The organism is Devosia sp. Root105, from assembly GCF_001424865.1.
Classification (GTDB): Bacteria; Pseudomonadota; Alphaproteobacteria; order Rhizobiales; family Devosiaceae; genus Devosia_A.
The window spans coordinates 36,710-60,395 of sequence record NZ_LMCR01000016.1; the positions used below are offsets into that span (position 1 = coordinate 36,710).

At 65.0% G+C, this 23,686-nt stretch carries 30 protein-coding genes; 9 read left to right on the forward strand and 21 right to left on the reverse strand.

Features of this window, described 5'->3' with window-relative positions:
- The first annotated feature begins 5 nt into the window (after window positions 1-5).
- Window positions 6-473: a DUF4282 domain-containing protein gene (locus ASC68_RS16165; protein WP_055881397.1), complete on the forward strand. Its 468-nt coding sequence runs from the start codon at window positions 6-8 to the stop codon at window positions 471-473.
- Window positions 474-548: 75 nt separating this feature from the next.
- On the opposite strand, the gene ASC68_RS16170 is transcribed toward ASC68_RS16165, so the two are convergent.
- The gene (locus ASC68_RS16170; RefSeq protein WP_055881400.1) at window positions 549-977 is read right to left on the reverse strand and encodes a DoxX family protein; all 429 of its coding nucleotides are present in this window, start codon (window positions 975-977) and stop codon (window positions 549-551) included.
- 191 nt (window positions 978-1,168) lie between these two features.
- On the opposite strand from ASC68_RS16170, the gene rimO reads away from it, so the two are divergent.
- The 4 genes from rimO to folK are packed head-to-tail and all read left to right on the forward strand — an operon-like array spanning window position 1,169 to window position 4,209.
- The gene (gene rimO, locus ASC68_RS16175) at window positions 1,169-2,533 is read left to right on the forward strand and encodes a 30S ribosomal protein S12 methylthiotransferase RimO (RefSeq protein WP_055881403.1); all 1,365 of its coding nucleotides are present in this window, start codon (window positions 1,169-1,171) and stop codon (window positions 2,531-2,533) included.
- Window positions 2,533-3,378, forward strand: coding sequence for a dihydropteroate synthase (gene folP, locus ASC68_RS16180; RefSeq protein WP_055881405.1), 846 nt, complete (start codon window positions 2,533-2,535; stop codon window positions 3,376-3,378). Before rimO ends, folP begins: the two co-directional genes overlap by 1 nt.
- Before the next feature lie 10 nt (window positions 3,379-3,388).
- Window positions 3,389-3,775 carry a dihydroneopterin aldolase gene (gene folB / locus ASC68_RS16185; protein ID WP_248310551.1) on the forward strand — a complete coding sequence of 129 codons (387 nt, stop codon included), beginning with the start codon at window positions 3,389-3,391 and terminating at the stop codon, window positions 3,773-3,775.
- Complete coding sequence (gene folK / locus ASC68_RS16190; protein WP_055881410.1) at window positions 3,775-4,209, forward strand: 2-amino-4-hydroxy-6-hydroxymethyldihydropteridine diphosphokinase; 435 nt, start codon at window positions 3,775-3,777, stop codon at window positions 4,207-4,209. The genes folB and folK overlap by 1 nt, the downstream gene beginning before the upstream one ends.
- 323 nt (window positions 4,210-4,532) lie before the next feature.
- Here folK and ASC68_RS16195 read toward each other — a convergent pair whose 3' ends face one another.
- The 11 genes from ASC68_RS16195 to ASC68_RS16245 all read right to left on the reverse strand — a co-directional run bounded on the left by ASC68_RS16195 (window position 4,533) and on the right by ASC68_RS16245 (window position 14,097).
- Window positions 4,533-5,312 carry an ATP12 family protein gene (locus ASC68_RS16195; protein WP_055881413.1) on the reverse strand — a complete coding sequence of 260 codons (780 nt, stop codon included), beginning with the start codon at window positions 5,310-5,312 and terminating at the stop codon, window positions 4,533-4,535.
- Entirely contained in the window at window positions 5,312-5,971 is a 660-nt protein-coding gene (locus ASC68_RS16200; RefSeq protein WP_055881416.1) for an HAD-IA family hydrolase, read from the reverse strand. The genes ASC68_RS16195 and ASC68_RS16200 overlap by 1 nt, the downstream gene beginning before the upstream one ends.
- Before the next feature lie 204 nt (window positions 5,972-6,175).
- Window positions 6,176-6,838, reverse strand: coding sequence for an HAD-IA family hydrolase (locus ASC68_RS16205; RefSeq protein ID WP_055881417.1), 663 nt, complete (start codon window positions 6,836-6,838; stop codon window positions 6,176-6,178).
- Between the two features lie 78 nt (window positions 6,839-6,916).
- The gene (locus tag ASC68_RS16210) at window positions 6,917-7,546 is read right to left on the reverse strand and encodes a hypothetical protein (RefSeq protein ID WP_055881420.1); all 630 of its coding nucleotides are present in this window, start codon (window positions 7,544-7,546) and stop codon (window positions 6,917-6,919) included.
- 85 nt (window positions 7,547-7,631) lie between these two features.
- Window positions 7,632-8,618: an RluA family pseudouridine synthase gene (locus ASC68_RS16215; protein WP_055881423.1), complete on the reverse strand. Its 987-nt coding sequence runs from the start codon at window positions 8,616-8,618 to the stop codon at window positions 7,632-7,634.
- On the reverse strand, window positions 8,615-8,992 hold the full coding sequence (gene crcB / locus ASC68_RS16220; RefSeq protein WP_055881426.1) for a fluoride efflux transporter CrcB: 378 nt from the start codon (window positions 8,990-8,992) through the stop codon (window positions 8,615-8,617). Before crcB ends, ASC68_RS16215 begins: the two co-directional genes overlap by 4 nt.
- 60 nt (window positions 8,993-9,052) lie before the next feature.
- Entirely contained in the window at window positions 9,053-9,490 is a 438-nt protein-coding gene (locus ASC68_RS29190; RefSeq protein ID WP_055881429.1) for a flotillin domain-containing protein, read from the reverse strand.
- Window positions 9,487-10,257 carry an SPFH domain-containing protein gene (locus tag ASC68_RS29195; RefSeq protein WP_055881430.1) on the reverse strand — a complete coding sequence of 257 codons (771 nt, stop codon included), beginning with the start codon at window positions 10,255-10,257 and terminating at the stop codon, window positions 9,487-9,489. Before ASC68_RS29195 ends, ASC68_RS29190 begins: the two co-directional genes overlap by 4 nt.
- A 7-nt stretch (window positions 10,258-10,264) precedes the next feature.
- The gene (locus ASC68_RS16235) at window positions 10,265-10,924 is read right to left on the reverse strand and encodes a YqiJ family protein (protein WP_349236244.1); all 660 of its coding nucleotides are present in this window, start codon (window positions 10,922-10,924) and stop codon (window positions 10,265-10,267) included.
- A 375-nt stretch (window positions 10,925-11,299) separates the two neighbouring features.
- Window positions 11,300-12,616: a replication-associated recombination protein A gene (locus ASC68_RS16240; protein ID WP_055881436.1), complete on the reverse strand. Its 1,317-nt coding sequence runs from the start codon at window positions 12,614-12,616 to the stop codon at window positions 11,300-11,302.
- Entirely contained in the window at window positions 12,616-14,097 is a 1,482-nt protein-coding gene (locus ASC68_RS16245) for a DegQ family serine endoprotease (protein ID WP_248310552.1), read from the reverse strand. The genes ASC68_RS16240 and ASC68_RS16245 overlap by 1 nt, the downstream gene beginning before the upstream one ends.
- Before the next feature lie 211 nt (window positions 14,098-14,308).
- On the opposite strand from ASC68_RS16245, the gene ASC68_RS16250 reads away from it, so the two are divergent.
- The 3 genes from ASC68_RS16250 to ASC68_RS28705 all read left to right on the forward strand — a co-directional run bounded on the left by ASC68_RS16250 (window position 14,309) and on the right by ASC68_RS28705 (window position 16,371).
- Entirely contained in the window at window positions 14,309-15,487 is a 1,179-nt protein-coding gene (locus ASC68_RS16250; protein ID WP_055881439.1) for a hypothetical protein, read from the forward strand.
- Window positions 15,488-15,556: 69 nt separating this feature from the next.
- Complete coding sequence (locus ASC68_RS16255; RefSeq protein ID WP_248310553.1) at window positions 15,557-16,096, forward strand: isopentenyl transferase family protein; 540 nt, start codon at window positions 15,557-15,559, stop codon at window positions 16,094-16,096.
- Window positions 16,097-16,230: 134 nt separating this feature from the next.
- On the forward strand, window positions 16,231-16,371 hold the full coding sequence (locus ASC68_RS28705; RefSeq protein WP_156387355.1) for a hypothetical protein: 141 nt from the start codon (window positions 16,231-16,233) through the stop codon (window positions 16,369-16,371).
- A gap of 164 nt (window positions 16,372-16,535) precedes the next feature.
- Here the strand turns inward: ASC68_RS28705 and ASC68_RS16260 are convergent, their stop codons facing one another.
- The 4 genes from ASC68_RS16260 to ASC68_RS16275 form a co-directional block, all read right to left on the reverse strand.
- Complete coding sequence (locus tag ASC68_RS16260; RefSeq protein WP_055881441.1) at window positions 16,536-17,015, reverse strand: glutathione peroxidase; 480 nt, start codon at window positions 17,013-17,015, stop codon at window positions 16,536-16,538.
- A gap of 89 nt (window positions 17,016-17,104) precedes the next feature.
- Window positions 17,105-17,770 (reverse strand): LuxR C-terminal-related transcriptional regulator, encoded by a 666-nt coding sequence (locus ASC68_RS16265; protein ID WP_055881445.1) that lies wholly within the window; start codon window positions 17,768-17,770, stop codon window positions 17,105-17,107.
- Between the two features lie 34 nt (window positions 17,771-17,804).
- The gene (locus ASC68_RS16270; protein WP_055881447.1) at window positions 17,805-17,996 is read right to left on the reverse strand and encodes a DUF4169 family protein; all 192 of its coding nucleotides are present in this window, start codon (window positions 17,994-17,996) and stop codon (window positions 17,805-17,807) included.
- Between the two features lie 21 nt (window positions 17,997-18,017).
- Window positions 18,018-18,629 (reverse strand): TetR/AcrR family transcriptional regulator, encoded by a 612-nt coding sequence (locus ASC68_RS16275; RefSeq protein WP_055881449.1) that lies wholly within the window; start codon window positions 18,627-18,629, stop codon window positions 18,018-18,020.
- 68 nt (window positions 18,630-18,697) lie between these two features.
- Here ASC68_RS16275 and ASC68_RS16280 point away from each other — a divergent pair, with 68 nt between their 5' ends.
- Window positions 18,698-19,417: a glutathione S-transferase family protein gene (locus ASC68_RS16280; protein WP_055881452.1), complete on the forward strand. Its 720-nt coding sequence runs from the start codon at window positions 18,698-18,700 to the stop codon at window positions 19,415-19,417.
- A gap of 41 nt (window positions 19,418-19,458) precedes the next feature.
- On the opposite strand, the gene ASC68_RS16285 is transcribed toward ASC68_RS16280, so the two are convergent.
- From ASC68_RS16285 to tpiA, 5 genes are all read right to left on the reverse strand, one after another.
- Entirely contained in the window at window positions 19,459-19,962 is a 504-nt protein-coding gene (locus ASC68_RS16285; RefSeq protein ID WP_055881453.1) for a GNAT family N-acetyltransferase, read from the reverse strand.
- Window positions 19,963-19,987: 25 nt separating this feature from the next.
- The gene (locus ASC68_RS16290) at window positions 19,988-20,485 is read right to left on the reverse strand and encodes a GNAT family N-acetyltransferase (protein ID WP_197421254.1); all 498 of its coding nucleotides are present in this window, start codon (window positions 20,483-20,485) and stop codon (window positions 19,988-19,990) included.
- A complete protein-coding gene (locus ASC68_RS16295; RefSeq protein WP_055881456.1) occupies window positions 20,485-22,113 on the reverse strand; it encodes a CTP synthase in 1,629 nt (542 codons plus the stop codon). The genes ASC68_RS16290 and ASC68_RS16295 overlap by 1 nt, the downstream gene beginning before the upstream one ends.
- 125 nt (window positions 22,114-22,238) lie before the next feature.
- Window positions 22,239-22,769 (reverse strand): preprotein translocase subunit SecG, encoded by a 531-nt coding sequence (gene secG, locus ASC68_RS16300; protein ID WP_055881457.1) that lies wholly within the window; start codon window positions 22,767-22,769, stop codon window positions 22,239-22,241.
- 104 nt (window positions 22,770-22,873) lie between these two features.
- Window positions 22,874-23,629: a triose-phosphate isomerase gene (gene tpiA, locus ASC68_RS16305; protein ID WP_082528220.1), complete on the reverse strand. Its 756-nt coding sequence runs from the start codon at window positions 23,627-23,629 to the stop codon at window positions 22,874-22,876.
- Window positions 23,630-23,686: the final 57 nt, after the last annotated feature.

Genomic DNA, 23,686 nt, shown 5'->3' on the forward strand with positions numbered 1-23,686 from the left:
AGGCCATGACGCTGGACGACCTAAAGAAAATCTTCCTCAGCCCGACGCTGTTCAGGCTCGAGACCATCCTCTCGCCGCGACTGGTGCCGGTGCTTTACGTCACCGGGCTGGCGGCACTGCTGCTCTGGTCGGTGGGGCACCTGTTCGTCAGCTTCGGCCGCAATTTCGGCGATGGCCTGTGGGGCATCCTCGAGATCGCGGTGTATGGCGCGTTGTTCCTGATCGTGCTGCGCATCGTGTGCGAAGTGCTGCTGGTGTTCTTCAAGGCGAACGAGACAGTCACCCGCACGGTGAGCCTCAGCCGCGTGCCGACCTCGCTGATCGACGAGGTACGCGACGCCATCCACGACATCGCCGAGGACGAACCTTACGAAGACGAGACGAGCGAGGGCGCGGATGTAGAGCCAACCACGCCTGCGGTGCGACGGACCGCGAGGCGCACGCCGCCACCGACCGAAAAGCCCGATATCTGAAACAACAAGGCCGCCCCGAAGGGCGGCCTTTTTCGTTGGGGCGGGTGGCTCGCCCACTTCGATGATCTCCAGGGATCAGGCAGTGACGAGCGAGCGCCGCGACTTCATGACTTCGTCGACGCTCCAGGCGCCGGGGCCGGCGAAGACCAGGTAGAGGAATACGAAGCAGAACAGCACGGCCCCATCGCCGCCATTGGCGACCGGGATGATGTTGCCCTGCCCCATCATCGGCACGTGCACGAACCAGAACGCATAGGCCATCTGGCCGGCGAGGATGAAAGCCACCGGGCGGGTGAAGACGCCAAGCAGGATGGCGAGGCCGCCGAACACTTCGAGCACAGCCGCGAGGCCCATCAGCGAGAACAGCTCGAACCCGCCGCCGCCACCTGAGGCCGGAAAGCCGAACATTTTCTGCGTGCCATGGGCCATGAAGCAGAGCGCGGCGACGATGCGGAGAACGGCCAGCGCCTGCGGCTGGTACCGGTTGAGGGCTTCGAGATTCATGGGTCTTTTTCCTGCTGGACGCCTCGGAGGTGGGCGCATCGGAAACAAGAGCACGAGGCTCAGGATTCGGGTCAACTGAAGGTTTGGTAATCTGACGGGCTCGTGATCGGCCGTGATCAGGGCTGCCCTGCTTCCATCGCAGAGTGCCGATCATTGCTTTTTTCCCGAGTTTGGCGCATAGGCACGCGCCAATGACACAAGCTCCGAAAATCGGTCTGGTCAGCCTCGGCTGCCCCAAGGCTCTCGTTGACTCCGAACGCATCATGACGACGCTGCGTTCGCAGGGCTATTCGTTCTCGCGCGACTACTCCGGCGCGGACGTCGTGCTGGTCAATACCTGCGGCTTCCTCGACAGCGCCAAGAAGGAAAGCCTCGAGGCGATCGGCGAGGCCGTCGGCGCCAATGGCCGCGTCATCGTCACCGGCTGCCTCGGCGTCGAAGAAGAGATGATCCGCGCCACGCATCCGAGCGTGCTCGCCGTCACCGGGCCGCACCAGTACGAGGATGTGGTCAACGCGGTGAACCTGCATGTGCCGCCGGTGCCGAACAAGTTCGTCGACCTGGTGCCGGAAGCCGGCCTGAAGCTGACGCCGCGGCACTACGCCTACATGAAGATTTCCGAAGGCTGCAACAACCGCTGTACCTTCTGCATCATTCCGCAGATTCGCGGCGACCTCGTCTCCCGCCCGATTGCTTCGGTGCTGTACGAGGCGGAGCGGCTGGTGGCGACGGGCGTCAAGGAGATCATGGTGATCTCGCAGGACACCTCGGCCTACGGCCTCGACGTCAAGTACCAGAGCTCGAAGTTTCGCGGCCGCGATATCGAGGCGCGCTTCCAGACCCTCGCCGAGGAACTGGGCAAGATGGACGTGTGGACCCGGCTCCACTATGTCTACCCCTACCCGCATGTCGACAGCGTCATTCCGCTGATGGCCGAGGGGAAGATCCTCCCCTATCTCGACATTCCGTTCCAGCACGCCGCCCCGTCGGTGCTGAAGTCGATGCGCCGCCCGGCCAATCAGGTGAAGACGCTCGACCGGATCAAGGCCTGGCGCGCCATCGCCCCCGACCTGGCCATCCGCTCCAACTTCATCGTCGGCTTCCCCGGCGAGACCGAGGAAGATTTCGAGTTCCTGCTCGATTGGCTGGAAGAGGCCGAGATCGATCGCATCGGCTGCTTCGAGTATGAGCCGGTGACCGGTGCGCCCGCCAACGATATCGAGGGCATCGTCCCCGATGAGCTGAAACGCGAGCGCTACGAGCGCCTGATGGAAGTGGCGCAGGACATCTCGGCACATGTGTTGTCCAAGAAGGTCGGCCGCACCATCGACGTGCTGGTTGACGACGTCGAGCCCGATACCGGCCGCGCCATCGGACGCAGCCAGTGGGATGCGCCCGAGATCGACGGCACCGTGATCATCCACGAAGCCGACGGCATCAAGGTGGGCGACAAGGTGTCGGTGCTAGTGACCGAGTCGGACGAGTACGACCTGTTCGCGGTGCCCTCTGCGGTGGCCGCCAAGGACGACCTGAAGCCGACCGCCGTCGCCGGCTGATGTCTGGGCACCGCGAGTATGAGCTGGCGCCTGGCGGCGCCGCCCTGCGGCTTGGCCGCACCGCCCGGCTGATGGGCATCCTCAACGTCACCCCCGACAGCTTTTCCGACGGCGGCCGCTTCGATGCGGCGCCGGCGGCATTGGCGCAGGCGCGGCTGATGCTGGCCGAGGGGGCCGATATCATCGACATCGGCGGCGAGAGCACGCGACCAGGAGCCGAGGAGGTTTCGGTGGCCGACGAGCTGACGCGGGTCCTGCCGGTGATCGCGGCCCTGCGGGCCGACGGGATCACGGCGCCGATCTCAATCGATACCTATAAGGCCGAGGTCGCCGAACAGGCGATTGCTGCCGGAGCGACTATCATCAACGACGTCCATGGACTGCAGCGCGAGCCGGAGGTGGCGGCGGTAGCGGCCGAGCACGGCACCCCGCTGGTGGTGATGCACTGGGACAAGGCGCGCGACACCGGCCGCGACGTGATGGCCGAGATGGCCAGGTACTTCGACGTCACCCTCGATATCGCCGACAAGGCCGGCGTGACGCGTGACCGCATCGTGCTCGACCCCGGCTTCGGCTTCGCCAAATCGCTGAGCGAGAACTACGAGATCCTGCGGCGGCTGCCGGAGCTGGTGGCTATGGGCTTTCCGGTGCTGGTCGGCACCTCGCGAAAGTCGATGATCGGTAAGTTGCTCGATATGCCGGCCAACGAGCGGCTGGCGGGCACCATCGCGACCTCGGTGCTTGGCTATACCGCCGGCGCCCACATCTTCCGGGTCCACGACATCCGGCCCAACCGCGATGCCTTGCGCGTCGCCGAGGCGGCCCTATATGGACCCGCAGATTAGGAATTCAGACGTGACCAAAGACTTCAGCGGCGACCGCATCATCCTCAGCGACCTGGGGTTCTTCGGCTATCACGGCGTGATGCCGGAGGAAGCGGTGCTGGGGCAGCGCTTTTTCGTCGACCTGGTGTGCGGCGTCGACCTCGGCCAAGCCGGCCGCAGCGACGAGCTCGAACACTCGATCTCCTATGCCGAGATCTACGAGGTGGCGAAGGCAGCGTTCGAGGCGCAGCGGTTCAAGCTGATCGAGGCAGTGGGCCAGCGTATCGTCGACCGGCTGTTCGAGGCGTTTCCGGCGATCCGCTGGATAGAGGTGCGGGTGAAGAAGCCCTCGGCGCCGATCGCCATGGTCGCCGGCGAGGCCGCCATCGAGCTGCATCGCCACCGGGATGATCGCTGATGGCACGCGCGTGGCTCGGCCTCGGTGCCAATATCGGCGATCCCTCAGCGCAGGTGCGCGAGGCAGTGGACCGGCTGAACGCCTGGCCGGGCATCGCCGTCGTGGCGCAATCCTCGATGCTGATCACCAAACCCTGGGGCAAGACCGACCAGCCGGATTTCTCCAACATGGTGGTGGAGGTCGAGACCAGCCTTGCGCCGCTCGAGCTGCTCGACGCCTGTCTCGGCATCGAGCGCGAGATGGGGCGGGTCCGCGACATCCGCTGGGGCCCGCGGCGCATCGACATCGATGTGGTGGCTTATGAACGGTTGGAGCTCGACACCGAGCGCCTGCATGTGCCGCACCGCTATGCGCATGAGCGCGACTTCGTGCTGGCGCCGCTGCGCGAGATCGCGCCCGAGGTGGCGGAGTGGATCGTGGGACGAACGAGTTAGTGCCACAGCCACCGGGGTCATTCCGCGAAAGCGGGAACCTCTGTTTTGGTGCAGCAGGCGAGATCGCAAACGGAGGTCCCCGCTTCGCGCATGTGCGCTGGGTCCCCGCAGCTCTGATCCAGGGCCGCTCGGCCAATTTGCCACCAGACAGCGCCCCAAACTCGGTGTCATCCCAGCGAAAGCTGGGACCCAACTCGCCGCAGTGCAAGTGGATGGATGGGTCCCAGCTTTCGCTGGGATGACAGCCGGTGTGTGGGACACGACAGTAAGTTAGGGCCCATGTGCTTTCGCTGAGATGACCCGATAACGGCCTCAAGCGGCGGTCAGGGAGCCCTCACCATCTCCAGCACCCGCACTGCTGCGTCGAACTCCATCCGACGCTTGGCGCGGCGCTCCGTGGCTTCCTCGACTTCGCCCCAGAGCCGGATGTTGTAGTCCTCGTCGACATGGGCGGCGGTCCAGACCTCTTCCGAGGTCAGTAACCCTTCCCGCAGCGCGATGCTGAGCAGGCCCGAACCGGTAATGCCGGTCAGCGAGTTGAGCGCGACCGCCTCGATCAGCTCGGCATCGGCCAGCGAGGCGCGCAGGCGCTCCAGCGTCGGCGCCGGCTGCGGCTGGTGCAGGATGCCGATCGTGGGCTGGAAGCCGATCTCAAAGTGGCGGGCAAGCTTCACCAGCACCGCGTCCCACACCCGCTCCTGCTCGGCGACGAGCTCACGCGGCGTGTCGGCGCGATAAAGCAGCAGGTCGTTGCCCGAATATTTGACGATCTCCTCGCGCAGCGCCTCTAGGCGCTCATCGCCGGCCTCAACGGCCGAGTTGATCAGCCGGACCATCGGCATGGTCTTGGGGTCGATGAACTGCTGCTGCGCTGCCCATTCCTCGGCCATGGCGGCGGCCACCGGCTGATACGGCACCACCACCGGCTTCTGCGCCGGCGTGCGTGGCGTCTTGCCGTCCAGCGTCACCGCAAAGCCGCCCGGCGCCGACCCGACCCCCACATCCTTGTAGAAGCGCTTGGGCAGCTCGACCTTGTTGAGGTGCTGCGCCCGGCCGTAACCGTCGTCGCGATGTTTGTCGGCGTCTTCGAGGAACTCGCGCATCAGGCCTCCAATAGCTTGTCCACGGCGTCGACCAGTTGATCCATGCGATGGATGACCAGGTCGGCGCCTGCGGCCTCGAGATCGGCCACCGAGTGATAGCCCCAGGCTACGCCGAGAGCTTTGACGTTGGCGTTGCGGGCCATCTTCATGTCGTGTGAGGTGTCGCCGATCATTACGGTGGCTTCGCGGCGGATGCCGGCCGCCTCCATTGCCGTCTCGATCATCTGCGGGTCGGGCTTGCCGCGGTTGTGGGCCGGGGTCTGGATCGAGTTGAAGCGACCGATGATCTCGTGGCGCTCAAGCAGCGTAATGGCGCCGGCATGGCCCTTGCCGGTGGCCACGGCGAGGATGGTTTCCGGGTCGGCCTGCAGGCGATCGAGCGCATCTAGTGCACCCTCGAACATCGGTTCGCGGGCGAGCCCGGCCTTCTGCAGGTATGTCGCGCGGTAGGCGTTGAGGATCACGTCGATCCGGTCGCTGTCGGCATCAGGTGCGAGTATGCCCATGGCATCGCGCGCGGTGATGCCCGAGATGGAGCGGATCGCGTCGTCGCTGGGGATCGCCTGCCCCACCGCGGCAAAGGATTCGCGGACCGTCTCGATGATCAGCGCCTCGGAATTGATCAACGTGCCATCGAGATCGAAGACGACCAGCCGCATCGGGAGAACTCCTGCCCAGAGCGAGATCAGGAAAGGTTGCAGACCTTTCCGGTTCGATCTCGCGACAAAACAAAGACTTGGAGCGGGAGTGCGATTCAACGAAACGCAATTCCCGCTCCAAGCCCGCTCAGAACCACAATTTGCCGGGCGTGTCACGCCCCGCGAAAGGCATAGCTCGATCGCGGAAAACTGCCCCGGCTGCTGCTATTCCAGCACGCGCTCGATGGCGGCATCGAGCTCGGAGTAGTCGTGGATCAGGGTCCCTGCCCCGGCTTTGATCAGCTCGGCGGCATCGTGATAGCCCCAGCTGACGCCGATCGAGCGCACCTTGGCGGCGCGGGCCAGCTCCATGTCGAACACCGTGTCGCCGATCATCACCGTCTGCTCGGGGGCGGCGCCGGTCTCTTCCATGGCGCTGAGCAGCATGCCGGGATGCGGCTTGGACGGGTTGTGGTCGGGCGTCTGCAGAGTGGTGAAGTGCCCGGTGATCCGGTGGTTGTCGAGGATCCGAGCGACACCGGTGAGGCCCTTGCCAGTGGCAATGCCCAGCACAGTGCCCTTCTGCTCGCGCAGCCGGTCCAGCGCCTCGCGGGCGCCCGGGTAGAGCGGCTCACGATCGAACTCGTGCTCGAGCGACGCCTTGTAGAAGCTCTTGTACTGCCCGACGATGCCTTCGATCACATCGATATCGCTGGTGCCGGCCAGTTGGCCGACTGCGACGGGCAGTGACAATCCGATGATCTGCCGAACCTCTGCCGGCGTCGGCGCCGGCAGGTCGAGCGAGCGGAACGCGGACCCCATATGCTCGGAAATGAGCGCCTGGGTATCGATCAGTGTTCCATCCATATCGAAGACGATGAGCCGCACGGGAGTTCCCCCTGAATTCGGCCCGTTCAGAACCATAAAACGCAGGGCGTGTCACGCCCTGCGCCACTGGATGTAAGTCTACATCGCGGCGAAGCAGTAGAGAAGACCCGCGCCGCCCGTGCCGACCAGGTTCTCCTGGCTGCAGCCGCGCGACGGATGCGAGGAGTTCCAGGATTTTGCTGCGTCGGACTCATCGAGACCGGTGCGATCGGAATGGCCGACGATGGCGCTGCCTTCGCCGTTCAGCGTCCAGTCGCCACAGGTCTGGCCGGCGGCCAAGGTGCCATCCGGATTGGAGCCGGTGAGGATGTCGTGCTGGTTCGGATCGTCACCGCGCCCGTTGATCGGGTTCCCGGTCTCGGACAGCGCGGTCGCCTTGGTCAACTTGTTATCGGCGCTGTGCAGGTTGGCGACATCGGTGGCGATCACGTCGCCCTTGAAGTTCTGCCACGGCCCGGCGCCGATCCGGTCCTTGGCGTTGACGCCATCGGCGCTGAGATAGGCCTTCCAGGTCTTACCGGTCGAGCCAGCGGCTTCCGCCAGCTTGGCACAGTGGGCGTCTGCCCCATCGAGCCCGCCGAGATTGGCGCCGTCCCCGGCACCGACGCTGGTGACGAAGAAGGTCATGTTGGTCGCGTCCTGCGCAATGGCCGGTGCAGCAATGGCGAGGGTTGCCGCGGTGGCAGCGGCGAGAACGATCGTTTTCATTGGCATCTCCCTGTGCGCCCGGAATGGGCCGCAACAGGGTGAACACGCGAGCTCCGCGTTTCGTCCGGCGCTCGCGGCGATTTGATCAGTCCTGTTCCGGATCCTGATCCTGCACGTCGTAGCGATCGGCATCGAAGCCGAGCACGTCGAAGGTCGCCTGCATATGCGGCGGCAGCGGCGCCGAAACATCGAGCAGTTGCCCGTTGCGCAGCGGCAACCGGATGCGGCGGGCGTGGAGGTGCAGGCCCTTCGAGATTTCGTCCGGCGGTGTCCAGTTCTCGATATTGAAATAGCGCGGATCGCCCATGATCGGGTTGTGCAGCTGCGCCATGTGGACGCGCAGCTGGTGCGTGCGCCCGGTCACCGGTTTCAGCGTCACCCAGGCGAAGCGGCGGGCAGCCGTGTCGGTGGTTGAGTAGTAGCTCATCGAGTGCTGTGCGCCAGGCGTCCCCTGCGGCACCACCACCATCTGCTCGCCATCGGTGGTCGCCTGCTTGGCGAGGAAGCACGAGATCGAGCCCTGCTTGGGGTGCGGGTTGCCCCACACCACGGCCCAATAGATCTTCCGCGCCTGGCGTGACGAGAACACTTCGCCGAAATGCGCCGCCGCCGCCTTGGTCTTGGCGACGACGAGGCAACCGGAAGTATCGCGGTCGAGCCGGTGTACCAGCCGCGGCGCCTCGCCCTTCTTGTTAGGGAGGCTCTTCAGCAGCCCATCCATGTGCCGCTTGGTGCCCGAACCGCCCTGCGAGGCAAGGCCGTGCGGCTTGTTGAAGACGTAGAGTTCGTCGTCCTCGTAGAGGATGATGTCCCTGAGGAAGTCGGCGTCGCGCGAATTGATCTCGCCCTCGGCCCGCTCCGGTGCGGCTTCGATCGGCGGCACGCGCACCACCTGCCCCGCCGCGAGGCGGGCGTTGGCCTTTACGCGGCCGCTGTCGACGCGGATCTGGCCGGAGCGCAGCAGCTTCTGCAGATGCCCGAAGGTGACCTGCGGGAAGTGCGTCGCAAACCAGCGGTCGAGCCGCATGCCGTCTTCGTCGCGGGCGACGACCTGTTGCCGGACGCCACTCATGCGACCACCCGCATGGCCAGCATGCCCATCCAGAGCCCGGCCAGCGACAGCAGCACCGAGCCGACGATGTAGAAAGCGGCGAGCAGGATATCGCCGCGCTCGATCAGCGTAATGGCGTCGAGCGAAAAGCTCGAGAACGTGGTGAAGCCGCCGAAAATGCCGACGGCGACGAACAGCCGGATCTCGTTCTGGTACTGCGGCGTGGTCTTGGCGAGGACGCCGACCAGCACGCCCATGGCGATCGAACCGACGATGTTGACGAGGAACGTCGCCACCGGGAAGCCATTGGGCAGGCTGCCGATCCAGTTCTGCGCGCCAAAGCGCGCCAAGGCGCCGAGCGCGCCGCCGATTCCGACGAGAAGATAAGCTTGCATGGGCTGACTTCTACGGGCACCGCCCGCGGAAGACCAGCCCTATGCACGCGGGGGTCGCTGTCAGGTCGCCGGCACGCCTGCCTCGTCGTCCTCTTCGTCGATATCGAGCGCCGGCGCCACCGCCGACGAGACGAGGCCGTTAAGCGAGCCGCCCTTGAGGCCGAGCTCGGCCAGCAGCGCATCGATCAGCGGGGCCTGGCTGCGGTAGCGCAACGCCGCATCGACCGCCTGGTCGGCGATCCCGCCGCCGGCATGACCGTTCAGCCCCTGGCCATGGCTACCGCCACCGGAGAGCCCGTCGACATGCAGGATCTTGATGCCCTCGATGTTCTCCATCGGCTTCACCGATTCCGCGATGATCGACGGCAGCGCCTCGATCAGCGCCATGCGGATGTTCATGGCGATCTGCTCGGGCGACAGGCGGTTGGCGGCCTCGTTGAGCTTCTGCTTGCCCTCGGCCTCGACGGCGTAGGTGACCTCGGTGGCGGCGGCCTTCAGCTTGGCGGCTTGTTGAGGCGGGCATACTCGCTGTCACGGGTAATCGTGAACTGCTCCTGCTGCGCCTCGAGGTTCTTCCGCGCGATCGCCACCTGGGTGTTCTGTTCAATGTCGTTACGGGTCTTGCGCCGATCCTCGATCGACTGGGTCATCTTGGTGAGACCCTCGGCGTCGAACACGTTGTCGGGATTGAAGAACTCCCGGTTGGTCTGATCGAGGCCGGTGAGCGACACGGATTCGAGCTCGAGGCCGTTCTTGAGGATATCCTCGGACACCGCAGCCTGCACCTTCTGCACGAAGCTGACCCGCTGCTCGTGCAGCTCCTCCATCGCCATTTCGGCAGCGACAGCGCGCAGCGCATCGACGAACTTGCCTTCGACCAGTTCCTTCAGCGCCTGCGGCTCCATGGTGCGGCGGCCCAGGGTCTGGGCGGCGTCGGCGATGGCCTCGGCGGTCGGCTGCACGCGCACGTAGAACTCGGCCTGCACGTCGACGCGCATGCGGTCCTTGGTGATCAGCGCCTGTTCGGCGGTGCGCACCACTTCGAGGCGGAGGGTATTCATGTTGACCGGGATGGTCTCATGCAGCACCGGCAGCACCAGCGCGCCACCGTTCATGATCACCCTCTGCCCACCGAACCCGGTGCGGACAAAGGATACTTCCTTGCTGGCGCGACGATAGAGCCGCGCGATGATCATGCCGATCACGAAGATCGCGACGATGATGATGGCGGCCAAGATCAGGATCGAAATGAGCTGGTCGTACATTGCGGAGCTATTCCTGTGGCGGGGTGAGGCGCGTAATGGCGCGGTAGATGTTCTTGTCGCGACCGACGAGAAAGACCCTATCGCCGGCGCTGTAGGTCATGCCGGGTTCACCCGGCTCGAGCAGGATGTAATGGGTACGACCGCGGAGGTCGGTGGTCTTGGCTTCCGCAGGTTGGCCCTGCTTGGCCTCGCCGCGAATGATCGTGGCGTAGCTGCCGACCAGCTCGGAGCGGCTGGCCGCTTCCGACTGATCCCGGGGAAAAATGTCGCCGAGCCAGCGCCCGAGATAGCGCGTCGCGTAGCCGGCGCCGATCAACGCCGGGACCGCGGCGATCCACGGGTTGAGGGCGCTGCCTGTGGCGCTATTGGCGGCCCATTGGACGATGTAGCCGCTCAACCCGAAGCCGGTAAGGAAGATCACCAGCAGCGCCAGGAACGGCAGCCGTCCGACCGAGAACCAGCTGAGCACGTGCGAGAGCGGGCCGACCTCCGCGCCGCTGAGCTCCGGCGCCTCGAGATCGGGAACATCGACGCCGGGAAGCGCCGCCTCGATCGAGGCGGAGGGCGAAAAGCCGATGAACAGGGACAGCAACTCGATTACGCCGATCGCCAGCATGACGATCAATGCAACGGTGAACGGTGCGAATTCCGGCGCGAACAGTTCTATCTTGCCCCTCCCCTGGTCCCTTCAGGTCATATGGGACTGTTGTGACAGTTTTCCATAGGGCGCAAGGACTTCAGGGTACGGATTTTCGATATGGCTAATCTTGGTTGCTCAGGGGGCGCCAAGCAACGGCGGGAGAGCCGGAACCGTTTCACGATTGAGCTGCATCGGCCAAGCTGTTGGGCTTGGGCTTCGACCACCCACCGGCTGTCATCCCAGCGGAAGCTGGGACCCAACTCCCAGCCCGCGCGAGTGGATGCTTGGATCCCAGCTTTCGCTGGGATGACATCGTAGCTGGGGAGATCGGAGTGGATCAGTTCGACGACAGCCCCCCACCCACCCAGCGGCAAGGAGGTTCAACTCAATCCGTGAGACGCTCTACTCCCCGCCCTCTTCCTCGCGGCGCTGTTCGCGGCGGCCGGACCAGAAGTCGAGCCGCTTGATCACCTCGCGCTCGAAGCCGCGCTCGTTCGGCTGGTAGAACTCGGGACGGCGGTCGCCGGCCAGTTCATCCGGGAAGAACTCCTGCCCCGAGAACGCATCCGGATAATCGTGGTCGTAGCGGTAGCCCTTGTTGTAGCCGAGCTCTTTCATCAGCTTGGTCGGGGCGTTGAGGATGTGTTTGGGCGGCGGCAGCGAGCCGGTCTGTTGGGCCAGCGCCTTGGCGTTGGCGAAGCCAAGCATGGCGGCGTTGGATTTCGGAGCCGTGGCGACATAGGCGATCGCCTGCGCCATGAACAGCTCGCCCTCGGGGAAACCGGTGCGTTCGAAGGCGTTCCAGGCAGTGATCACCTGCACCATGGCCTGTGGATCGGCCATGCCGACATCCTCGGAGGCGGCGCAGGCGAGGCGGCGGAAGATGGTGTCGGGGTGCTCGCCACCCACCAGCATGCGCTGCGCCCAGTACATCGCCGCCTGCACGTCGGAGCCGCGCAGGCTTTTGTGGAAGCAGCTGAGCAGGTTGTAATGCTCCTCCTGCCCCTTGTCGTAGACCGGCGCCCGCTTCTGCACCGTCTCGGCGAGGGCGGCGACATCGAGCATCGCATCCTCCGGCAGCGCGAACAGTTCCTCGGCGAGGCCGATGAGATAGCGGCCATCGCCATCGGCCATCTCGAGCAGCGCATCGCGCGCTTCGGCGCTGATCGGCAGCTTCCTGCCCACATGCGCCTCAGCCCGCTCGGCAAGGATGGCGAGATCGGGCTTTTCGAAACGCCTCAGCGTATAGACCTTGGCGCGCGACAACAGCGCCGCGACCATCGAGAAGCTCGGATTCTCCGTCGTGGCGCCGATCAGGATGACGGTGCCGTCCTCGACGTGGGGGAGCAGCGCATCCTGCGTGGTGCGGTTGAAGCGGTGCAGTTCATCGACGAACATCACCGTCTGCCGCCCTGCCCCCAAACGCAGCGCCTTGGCGTCGGCGATCACCTTGCGGAGGTCGGCTACGCCGCTCAGCACCGCGCTCAGCTGCACGAAATCGAGCCCGACTTCCTTTGCCACCAGCCGGGCAATGGTGGTCTTGCCGACGCCCGGCGGGCCCCACAGGATGAACGACGAGACCCTGCCGGCGGCGACCATGCGACCGATCGGGCCATTGGGCCCGAGCAGGTGATCCTGCCCGATGACGTCGGCGAGCCGCTGCGGCCTCAGGGCCTCGGCGAGCGGACGCGGCGCGGCATCATCGAACAACGAAAGCATCAACCACTCACCTCGGCCCGGACGATCCGGCCGCCCCGCTGTAGCACAACCCGCCAGCTCTGCGGACGGTCATTGGCGAGCTTGCCGAAACGCTCGGCATCATCGGTCGCATTGCCGTTGAGACTGATGATCAGGTCACCGGCCCTGAGGCCCATATCGTCAGCGGGCGAACCGGACTCGATGCCGCGCACCACCACTGCATGGGTGTCGTAGGGCAGCCCCAGCTCCTGCGCCACGGCGGGCGTCACGGTTTCGACGGTGGTGCCGGCGAAGCGCGTGTTGCCCGAAACGGTGACAGGCTTGGCGGTGCCCGGAGGCGCTTCGAGGGTGATGATCTTGTCCTCGGTCTTGCCGGCGCGGAAATATTGCAGGTCCGCCGTGGCGCCGACCGGCTTGGTGGCAAGGCGGAAATCGAACGCGCTGGGCTGTTCGATGTTGAAGCCATCGACCGCCAGGATCACGTCGCCATCGGCAAAGCCGGCCTTCTCGGCCGGACCACCCGGGGCGATCTCGCTGATCAGCGCGCCGCGTGCCTGGCCAAGCCCGAGGCTGTCGGCGAGATCGGCGGTCACCGGCTGCATGCGGGCACCGAACCACGGACGCACCAGCGCCCCACCGGCAATGCCGGTCTCGGCGACGAGCTTGGCCATGTTGGCCGGGATGGCAAAACCGATGCCGACCGAGCCGCCGGAGCGCGAGACGATCGCGGTATTGACCCCGACGAGCCGGCCCTGCAGATCGACCAGCGCACCGCCCGAATTGCCCGGGTTGATGGCGGCGTCAGTCTGGATGAAGAACTCGTAGTTCGAGCTCTCGACGCCGGTGCGGGCCAGCGCCGAGACGATGCCGGAGGTGACGGTCTGGCCGACGCCGAACGGATTGCCGATCGCCAGCACCAGGTCGCCGACCTCCAACTGGTCGGAATCGGCAAAGGCCAGTGCCGGGAAGGTCGCGCCCTTCGCGTCCTTGACCTTCAGCACGGCAAGATCGGTCTTGGGATCGTCGAGCACCAAGTCGACCGGGTACTCGTGTCCGTCATTGGTCGAAACGCGGATGTCGGTCGCGCCTTCGATGACGTGGTGATTGGTGAGGATCACCCCGGCGCCATCGACGATGACACCGGAGCCGAGCGACTGTGACTTCTGCGGCCGGCTGTCCATGAACGGCCCATCGCCGCCGAAGAAGCGCTGGAAGAACGGGTCATCGAGGAACGGCGAGGTGGCGCGCTGGCTGATCGTCGTGGCGTAGACGTTCACAACCGAGGGGGTCACCGACTTCACCACCGGTGCAAAGCTGAGCTGCAGCTCGGTGCGGGTGGCAGGAACGGCGCGCGTTTCGGCCGCGGCCGGTTCGGTGGCTTGCACGGCGCTGACCATGGCCGGCGGCTCGGCGGTGCGACTCGAAAGCTCGGCGTAACCGAACACCAGCGCGGCGCCCGCCGCGACGCCTCCGAGCACCAAGACCAAACCCTGTTTCGACATCGTCATATCCTCGGGCGATAGTGCGCCGCGAACCGTGGGCGCGATGGCCCGACAAACGCCGCGAATCTGGCGCCTTTTAGGTGCTGGGCTTACCGATTGGTAATCCCCGAAATATGACGTTGCCCAGTGGGTCAATCGACCCTATATGCAGCGCTCACTTTTCTGCCCCGAGGACCTTCTCGTACAAGACCCCTGAAAGGTTAGCCGCCCAATGACTGAGCCGACCACGGTCTACACCAACACGTCGCAGCTTATCGCCAGCGAGGAGCCGGACTTTCCGAGCTTCCTGTTCTCCAAGAAAGAACTGCACCGGGCGACCAAGGTGTTCAAGAAGGGGTTCGACGGCCTCCTGACCTACGCGGTCAAGTGCAATCCGTCGCCGCACATTATCCGCCAGTTGCACGAAGAGGGCCTGAAGGCCTTCGACGTCGCCTCCAACATGGAGATGGAGCTGGTGCGTGACCACGCCCCAGGCGCGGCGATGCACTACAACAACCCGATCAAGAACAAGCGCGAGATCGAGCGCGCCTATGAGGAGTTCGGGGTTCGCTCGTTCACCATCGATCACCCGCAGCAGCTCGACCAGCTGGCGGCGGTGGTGTCGCCGTCGCGCGACATCGAGGTGACCACCCGCTTCAAGGCCGGCAAGGCGCTGAAATCCTACGATTTCGGCATCAAGTTCGGCGTGATGCAGGATGGCGCCGCCGAGATCGTCCGGCTCGTCGACCAGATGGGCTACACGCCGTCGCTCTGCTTCCACGTCGGCTCGCAGTGCGAGGACGTTTATGCCTACGAGCGTCACATCGCGGCAGCCGCCAAAATTGCTGAAGAGTCGGGCATCGAGCTCAAGCGCCTGAACATTGGCGGCGGCTATCCTGCCCCCTACCCGACCTCCGAAGCGCCGCCGATGGACTATTATTTCGAGACCATCTCGCAGGCGGTGAAGGACAACTTCGCCAGCTCCAAGCCCGAGCTGATCATCGAGCCGGGCCGTGCGCTGGTGACGTCCTCCACTTCACTGTTGCTGCGTGTAAAACACCAGCGCGGCGGACAGTCGGTATATCTCAACGACGGCGCTTACGGCTCGCTGATGGAAGTGAAGTTCATGCACTTCACCCCGCCGACCCGGGTGTGGCGTGGTCCGCGCCTGCACGACAATGACGGCGAGTTCTCCGATTTCACCGTCTGGGGCCCGACCTGCGACAGCTACGACGTGCTGCCGCAGATCTTCACCCTGCCGTCCGACGTCGATGAAGACGACTGGATCGAGTTCGGCCTGATGGGCGCCTACACCCAGGCCTCGCTGACCCCGTTCAACGGCTTCTGGCGCCGCGACCAGTACTGGGTGGACGAAGTCTACACCGGCAAGGACATGCAGCCGGCCGAGTGAGTCTCATTCAAACTGCAATGCCGCTCCAGCCCAATGCTGGGGCGGCATTTCTGTCTCTGGAGGAACGACGTGCAGGACCTGCCTCCACTTGCCAGTCTCGGCCGCCGGATCATGATCCTGGGCCCCACCAACTCGGGCAAATCGACCTTGGCCGTCGCCGTGGCACAGAAGCTCGATATTCCTGCCATCCACCTCGACCGCCTGCAGCACCTGCCCAATACCAACTGGCAGGTGCGGCCCGAGGAGGAGTTCGCCGCCCTGCACGACCAGGTCATCCTTGAACCAAGTTGGGTCATCGACGGCGGTTATTCACGACTGGCGCCACAGCGGGTTCGACGGGCCACGGCCATTCTGGTTATCGATGCGGGCCTCGCCACGCGCTATCGACGCTATTTCTACCGCACCCTGTTGCAGAAGTCGCGAGCCGGCGCCCTGGAGGGGGAACAGGACTCGCTGAACTGGCTGATGCTCCGCTGGCTATGGAAGTCGCGGAACGCGGCCGGCAAGTATCGACAGCTGGCGCTGGCATCCGGCCTGCCGCATGTCTTCACCGGGACCCCGGAGGAGCTGAACCGGCTCTATGCATCGTGGGATCTGAAACGAAAATAGCTCGGCACCGCCCCATCGGTACCATCGCGACCGAGCGATAGGGCCCGCGCGAACCCCTGTTCACCCCGCCGTAACAGGCATATCGTCCTCCTCAGCAACCCAAACGAGGTGGCGAGATGCCGGGTGGGGTGGTCTTGGCTCTGGTAGTGCTCTTAGGTTTTGTGGCCTGGGGCGCGGTGCTGTTCTGGCGGGGACGGGTCGTCGACCGCAAGGCGCTGCACGAGGAACGGCACGAAACACGCGCCGAGCGACGGCGCATCCATCACAAGGGGTGAGCGATGTCCCTCGGTCTTATCATCGCAATCTGCGCCGCCTTGGCGCTTGCCGCTTGGGGCGTCATGCTGTTCCGGCGTGGCGCCGCCCCAGAGGCGGGCTCACAAGCATCCTCGCACACCGAGACAAACGCAGCGCAAACTGAGCCTGGAGTGGACGGCTCCGACTAGAGCAGCTTCTCGATAGCGGGCGCGATGTCAGCCGGCTCCGTCGCCGAGGCGAAGCGTTGCACGTTCTTGCCGCTGCGATCGACGAGGAACTTGGTGAAGTTCCACGGGATCAGCTGCACACCGAGCAGGCCCGGCGCCTTGCGCCGCAGCCACTGGTAGAGCGGCAGCGCGCCGCGGCCATTGACCATCACCTTGCCGAAGATCGGAAAGGTGACGTTGTAGTTGAGGTCGCAGAACGCCGCGATCTCCGCCTCGGTGCCCGGCTCCTGCTCGCCGAACTGGTTGCAGGGGAAGCCGAGGACGACGAGGCCACGGTCCTTGTAGGTTTCGTAGAGCTTCTCGAGCCCGGTATATTGCGGAGTGAAACCGCATTTGCTGGCGACGTTGACCACCAGCACGACCTTGTCGCGATAGGCTGACAGCTGCTGCTCGGCCCCACCGAGCAACGGGGCGGAAAAGTCATAAAGTGTGGTCAAGGCAATAGCTCCGGTCAGGGCAACATCCCTGCCCTAACCCGATACCTGCATCATGCCGCGAGGCTTTTCAAGGAACAGGCCTGTAACCGTCAAGCCGGCGGGACCTGGCACATGATGCCGAGCGGCCGACCCTCGTTGTCGCCGAAGAACGCCATCCATTCCTCGGTGCCGTCGGCATGCCGGTGAATCATATGCGGCGCTGCCTGGAACACCGCCCCACGCGCCTGCAACTCACGGTGCGCGGCATGGATGTCGGGCACGCGGAAATAGATGACGTAGCCGTCGGCCTCGGCTTTCTCGCCGGTGCTCAGCATCAGCCGGGTGCCGCCGCAATCGAAGAAGGCGAGGTTGCCGAAGGTGTAAAGGTGCGGCAGCCGCAGCACATCGCGATACCAGGCCTCGGCCGCCGCAATGTCGTGAACCGAGCGAGACAGCTGCCCGATAGTCCCCCACTGGGTGTCGTTGCGCTCCAGAACTTCAGTAGCCGACGCCATGTCGTCTCCCCTTTGCCTGTGCCGTCCAAGCGCGCTCGCCTGCGGCACCCCGGCCCACTGCCGGAGGGCGCGGCGATCGGCAAAGCCGAGCTTGCCCAGGATATTGCCGACGTGGAACTTCACCGCGTCGCTGCTGATGCCGAGGCGCTTCGAGATGGTGCGGTCGGTACCGCCATGCCGGATGGCATCAGCCACCCGCCATTCGGCGGGGGTGAGGCTATCGGCATAGGGCGGGCGGCCACGCGACCTCGTTACGCTCATCAGAGGAGGCTAGCGCAACGCGGGGCGAATTTCCCTACCCCTCGCTGCCATCGGGGTCGCGCAGATGCGCGTCGATCCGCCGGGTCTCGAATGATTCCTGCGCCTTCTCAAGCTGCCGCTCCGCCTTGGTGCGGCCAAACTTGATCCGGTTCTCCGCCGCCACCTGCTCCTTGGCAACGCGCGCCTTGGCCTTGCGGGCTTTCGAGAGCGAGAGGATTTCGGCCACGACTGACACTCCAGTTCGCCGCTATTGTGCAGCGGCCGGCGCCCGGGTCAACAGCGCCACCAGCGCATCCAGCATCGCATCGATCCGATGTGCCATCGGATCGTCCATCGCGTCCGCCAGCGCCACCATGGTGATGAAGCCGATCCCGGCCATGTGGGCAGCGACGGCCAGACGGCGTGCGTCCTCGGCTCCCGTGAATTCAGGGCTGAGCTTGTCCGCCAGGGCGCTGTACATCGACGAGGTCGCCGCGTGAATCGGTGCGAGCAGTTCGCCTGTCCCAGGTACGGCCGCCCGCTCGTCGAATTGCGGCGCGAGATAGAGCATACGGAAACGGCCGAGGTCGGCGAGGTGATGCGCCACCAGCGCGCGAATGAAGCGTTCGACCGCTGCAGCGCCTGATGCTGTCGGTTTGACCGCCGCGATCAGCACATCGGCTTCGGCCTTGAGCTCGGGAAGCGAGAAGTCGCGGATCAGTTCCCACTTGTTGGGATACCAGTAGATGATGGCCTGCTTGGATACCCCCAGCGCTCCGGCCAGCGCCTGGAAGGTCAATGCCGCGGTGCCATGCTCGGCGACGATCCGCCGGGCATGCTCGACGATCGACTCTCGGGTGACCCGACTGCGCCCTGCCATCTCGATCCATTGACAACTTACCAACGGTAAGTATGGTAACTTACCAATGGTAAGCAAGTGGTGTCGCGATGTCGAAACTCACCGTGTCTACCTTCTCGCCCGATTGGGGACTGCCGACCTCGGGCCCGTTTGCGCTCAAGCTGCTCAAGTGGCTGGATCTCGCAGGCATCCCCTATGACCAGGAGTTCGAGGACGTTCCGTCCAAAGGGCCGAAGGGCAAGAGCCCATGGATCGAACTGGACGGCGAGCGGATCGGCGACAGCGAGGTGATCATCGAACTGTTGGCACGGCGCAGCGGCTTCGATATCGACCGCGACCTCGCCGACGAGCAGCGGGCGCTGTCGCACACGCTGCGGCGCATGCTCGAGGAGCACTTCCACATGGTGTTCGAATGGGAGCTGTTTGTTCACCCTGCGGGCATCGAAGCGGTGCGCGCCATGGCGGCCCGAATGGTGCCGGGTATCATGGCCGGCCCCGTCGCCACCATGATCTGCCGCCACTTCCGAAACCAGTTGGGCGCTCGCGGGATGGCGCGACACAGCGCCGAGACGATTGCCGCAAAAGGCAAGTCGGACCTCGACGCCATCGAGGCGATCCTCGGCGACAAGCCGTTCCTCGTGGGCAGCCGTCCTTCGATGGCGGATGTGACGGCCTACGGACTGCTGGGGCCGATGGCTGCCTGGCCAATGCGAACCCCAGTTGCCGACAGCATCAAGAGCCGCTCGAAGCTGATGGGCTACCTGCAGCGGGTAGCGGAGGCCAAGGCCGAGCAGCGTGTTGCCGCCTAGGCTCACGCTTTGAAACACTGCAGTGTTTTCCTGGACGCGCCCTACGCGGTGGGGCGCGGCAGCGCCAGATAGACGCTGTGGCACCACTCATCGCCGACGAGGAACGTGTTCTCGACAGCGCCGGTGACAGCAAAGCCGAGGCGCTGCAGCAGCTTCAGCGAGGCCGCATTGCGCGGGTCGACGTCGGCAGTCACCGCGTCGATCGGATAGGTCGCGAAGGCATAGGTGAGAAACGCCGAGGCCGCTTCCGTCGCGAGGCCTTTGCCCCATGCGCTAGGATGCAGGATGAAGCCCATTTCGGGCATCTTCCAGATGCCGATATTGCCGATCACCTGCCCATCCTGAACGATGACCCATTCGTCGCGCGCCGGGTCACCGCTGAAGAACTGCGCCTCGAACCACGTTTCTGTCTCTGCCACCGATACGTGCGGCAGCGTCGCCCAATAGCGCATGGCCTCAGGCGAGCTGAGGATGGCGTGCATCGCCAGGATGTCGGCAGGAATGGCGCGGCGCAGCACCAGGCGCGCCGTTCGAAGCTCGGACAACTGGAACTCCTGAAATCCCTGGAGCCTATCGCGGGCCGGGCAGCGCGAGATAGATGCTGTCGCACCATTCGTCGCCGAGCAGGAACGTATTCTTCGCTTCGCCGGTCCTGGCAAAACCGAGCTTCTCCAGCACCCGCAGCGATGCGAGGTTTCGCGGGTCGACATCGGCCAGCAGCTGGTCGGTGAGCTGGCGTGAGAAGGCGTAGTCGATGAAAGCCGCCGCCGCCTCGGAAGCAATCCCCCGCCCCCAATAGTCGGGGTGGATCATGAAACCGAAATCCGGCAGGCGTCCCGCGCCGACATCGCCGACCAACCGGCCCTCGAACTCGATCGCGAAATCCTCGCCACCCGCTGCCGTACGCTCGATCTTCTGGTCGAGCCAGGCGCGGGTCACGTCACGGTCGGCGTGCGGCAGCGTCGACCAGTAGCGCATCCCTCGCGCGTCCGACATGATCGCAAAGAACGCGTCCAGGTCGTCAGCACGTGGGCGGCGCAGCAGCAGCCGCGCCGTACGGATTTCCATCAGACCAGCCGGCTCTGTTCCTTCGCCGCTTCGATGAAGCTGGCAAAGAGCGGGTGCGGCTCGAACGGCTTCGACTTCAGCTCCGGGTGGAACTGCACACCGATAAACCACGGGTGGTCGGTGCGTTCGACGATCTCGGGCAGCTTGCCGTCAGGCGAGACGCCAGAGAACAGCAGGCCATTGGCCTCGAGCACCTTGCGGTAGTTCATGTTCACTTCGTAGCGGTGGCGGTGCCGCTCGGTGATCCGGGTGGAGCCGTAGATATCGGCCACGCGAGACCCCTTGGCGAGCTGCGCCGGGTAGGAGCCGAGACGCATGGTGCCGCCGAGATCGGTTTCGGAACTGCGCGTAACCTGCTCGTTACCCTTGGTCCACTCGGTCATGATGCCGACGATCGGTTCCTTGGTCGGGCCGAACTCGGTGGAATTGGCGTTCTTGATGCCCGCGGTGTTCCGCGCCGCCTCGATGCAGGCCATCTGCATGCCGAAGCAGATGCCGAAATACGGCACGTCCTTCAGCCGCGCGAAGCGGGCCGCCTGGATCTTGCCGGCCGAACCACGCTCGCCGAAGCCGCCAGGCACCAGGATGCCGTGGATGTGCTCGAGATACGGGGCCGGATCCTCGTGCTCGAAGATCTCGGAGTCGATCCAGTTGAGGTTGACCTTCACCCGGTTGGCGATGCCGCCATGCACCAGGGCTTCGCTGAGCGATTTGTAGGCGTCCTTGAGGCCGGTATACTTGCCGACAATGGCAATGTTGACCTCGCCTTCCGGGTTGTGGAGGCGGGAGGACACATCTTCCCACGCCTGGAGGTCCGGCGCCGGTGCGTCGTCGATGCCGAAGGCGGCGAGCACTTCGCGGTCGAGGCCTTCCTTGTGGTAGGCGAGCGGCACGTCGTAGATCGAAGCAACGTCGAGGCCCTGGATCACCGCGCTCTCGCGCACGTTGCAGAACAGCGCCAGCTTCTTGCGCTCGGATTGCGGAATCGGCCGGTCGCAGCGGATGAGCAGAATGTCCGGCGCGATACCGATCGAACGCAGCGTCGCCACCGAGTGCTGAGTCGGCTTGGTTTTGAGTTCACCGGCCGAGGGAATGAACGGCATCAGCGTCAGGTGGACATAGATCGCGTGGCCGCGCGGCAGGTCGTTGCCGAACTGACGGATCGCCTCGAAGAACGGCAGCCCTTCGATATCGCCGACGGTGCCGCCGACCTCGACGAGCACGAAGTCGAAATCCTCGTTGCCCTCGCGGATGAAGTCCTTGATGGCGTCGGTGACGTGCGGGATCACCTGCACGGTGGCGCCGAGGTAGTCGCCGCGGCGCTCCTTGGCGATGATGTCGGAATAGATGCGGCCGGTCGTGATGTTGTCGCGCTTATTGGCGTGACGCCCGGTGAAGCGCTCGTAATGACCTAGATCGAGGTCCGTTTCCGCACCGTCGTCGGTGACGAACACCTCGCCGTGCTGGGTGGGCGACATCGTGCCCGGATCGACATTGAGGTAGGGGTCGAGCTTGCGGAGGCGGACCTTGTAGCCACGAGCCTGCAGCACCGCGCCGAGAGCGGCGGACGCAAGGCCTTTGCCCAATGAGGAAACCACGCCACCGGTGATGAAAACGTACCGAGCCATGGGCCTTTATCCTATTCGGTCGAAGTTCTGATTCTCAAGAGCGCCGCCGATCACGAACGGCACCCCACACAAAAAGAAGAAGGGGATGTTGCCATCCCCTTCCCCGGTTCGCTGTCGCGGCGGCCTCAGTTGGCGGGCGCCGCTGGTTGTTCTGTCGTCGCCGGCGCCGCCGGAGCTTCGGTAGCGGGCGCCGTTTCGGTGGGCACCGGCAGGTCGGAACCGGTCGCCGGAGCTTCGGTGGTGGTCGCCGGAGCTTCGGTGGTGGTCGACGGAGTGGTCGTCGTGGCCGGCGCCGGCGCGGTGGTCGTGTCAGTCGGAACCGGCAAATCACCGGCGCTCTGCTGCTGCAGCTGCTGCAGCGCGTCGAGCACGGTCGTCGGCGCCGCGTCGCCACCCTGGGCGGCGCGATCGAGGATGGAGCTCGTACCGCGATCAACCGAGGAGAGAATCGTCAGGCCGATGGCCGAGGCAAAGAACAGGGCCGCGAGGATTGCCGTGGTGCGGGTCAGAAGGTTCGCCGAACCACGGACCGAAATCAGCCCGTTGGCATTCGAGGAACCCATACCAAGCCCGCCGCCCTCCGACCGCTGCAGCAGGATCACTGCAATCAGCGCGAGCACGATCAGGAGGTAGGCGACGATCAGGACGTTGGCCATTGGACCTTCAGGCTTTCGATATCGGTTTGGCGCGCCTTCTACACGCGCGCCAACACAAATGCCAGCGCCATCCGCCGCCTTTCGCTCGGCGCCGGATGCGTCTTCTAGAGGGCGGAGATAATGGCGTGGAAGTCGTTTGCCAAGAGGCTTGCGCCCCCGACCAGCCCGCCATTGACGTTGGCGATGCGCAGGATCTCGCTGGCGTTGGACGGCTTCATCGAGCCGCCATAGAGGATGCGCACTGCCGCGCCGGGCTCGCCGAAGCGGGATTTCAGCTGGTCGCGGATGGCATTATGCATCTCAGCGATGTCGCTCGAAGTGGGAGTACGGCCGGTGCCGATGGCCCACACGGGCTCGTAGGCGATGACGATGTCGTGACCCGACCAGTCATCCGGCACCGAGCGTTCGAGTTGCCCGATAACCACGGCGACGGCATTGCCGGCGTCACGCTCGGCCTCGATCTCGCCCACGCAGATGATCGGCACGAGCCCGGAGGCGTGCGCCGCGAGCGCCTTCTGCTGCACCAGCACATCGGTTTCACCATGGTTGGTGCGGCGTTCCGAATGGCCGACGATCACGAACTGCGCCCCGGCATCGGCCAGCATCTGCGCGCTGATATCGCCGGTATGGGCGCCGCTGGCGGCCGGATGACAGTCTTGTCCACCGGTGACGATGCCGGCGGGAGCCGCCAGTTCGTTGAGCCGCTCGAGCAGCGTGGCAGGCGGACAGATCACCACCGTTCCCCGCGGGCCGCCGCCATTGGCGAGCAGCGCCGCGAGCTTCTGCACCTCCCCCAGGGAGGCCGTGGTGCCGTTCATCTTCCAGTTGCCCGCGATCAGCGGCGTTATCTCTGCCGTCACCTTGATGCTCCTTCTACTTGCCTATTGTGGGAGTTTCCCATAACCCCCGTCCCGATG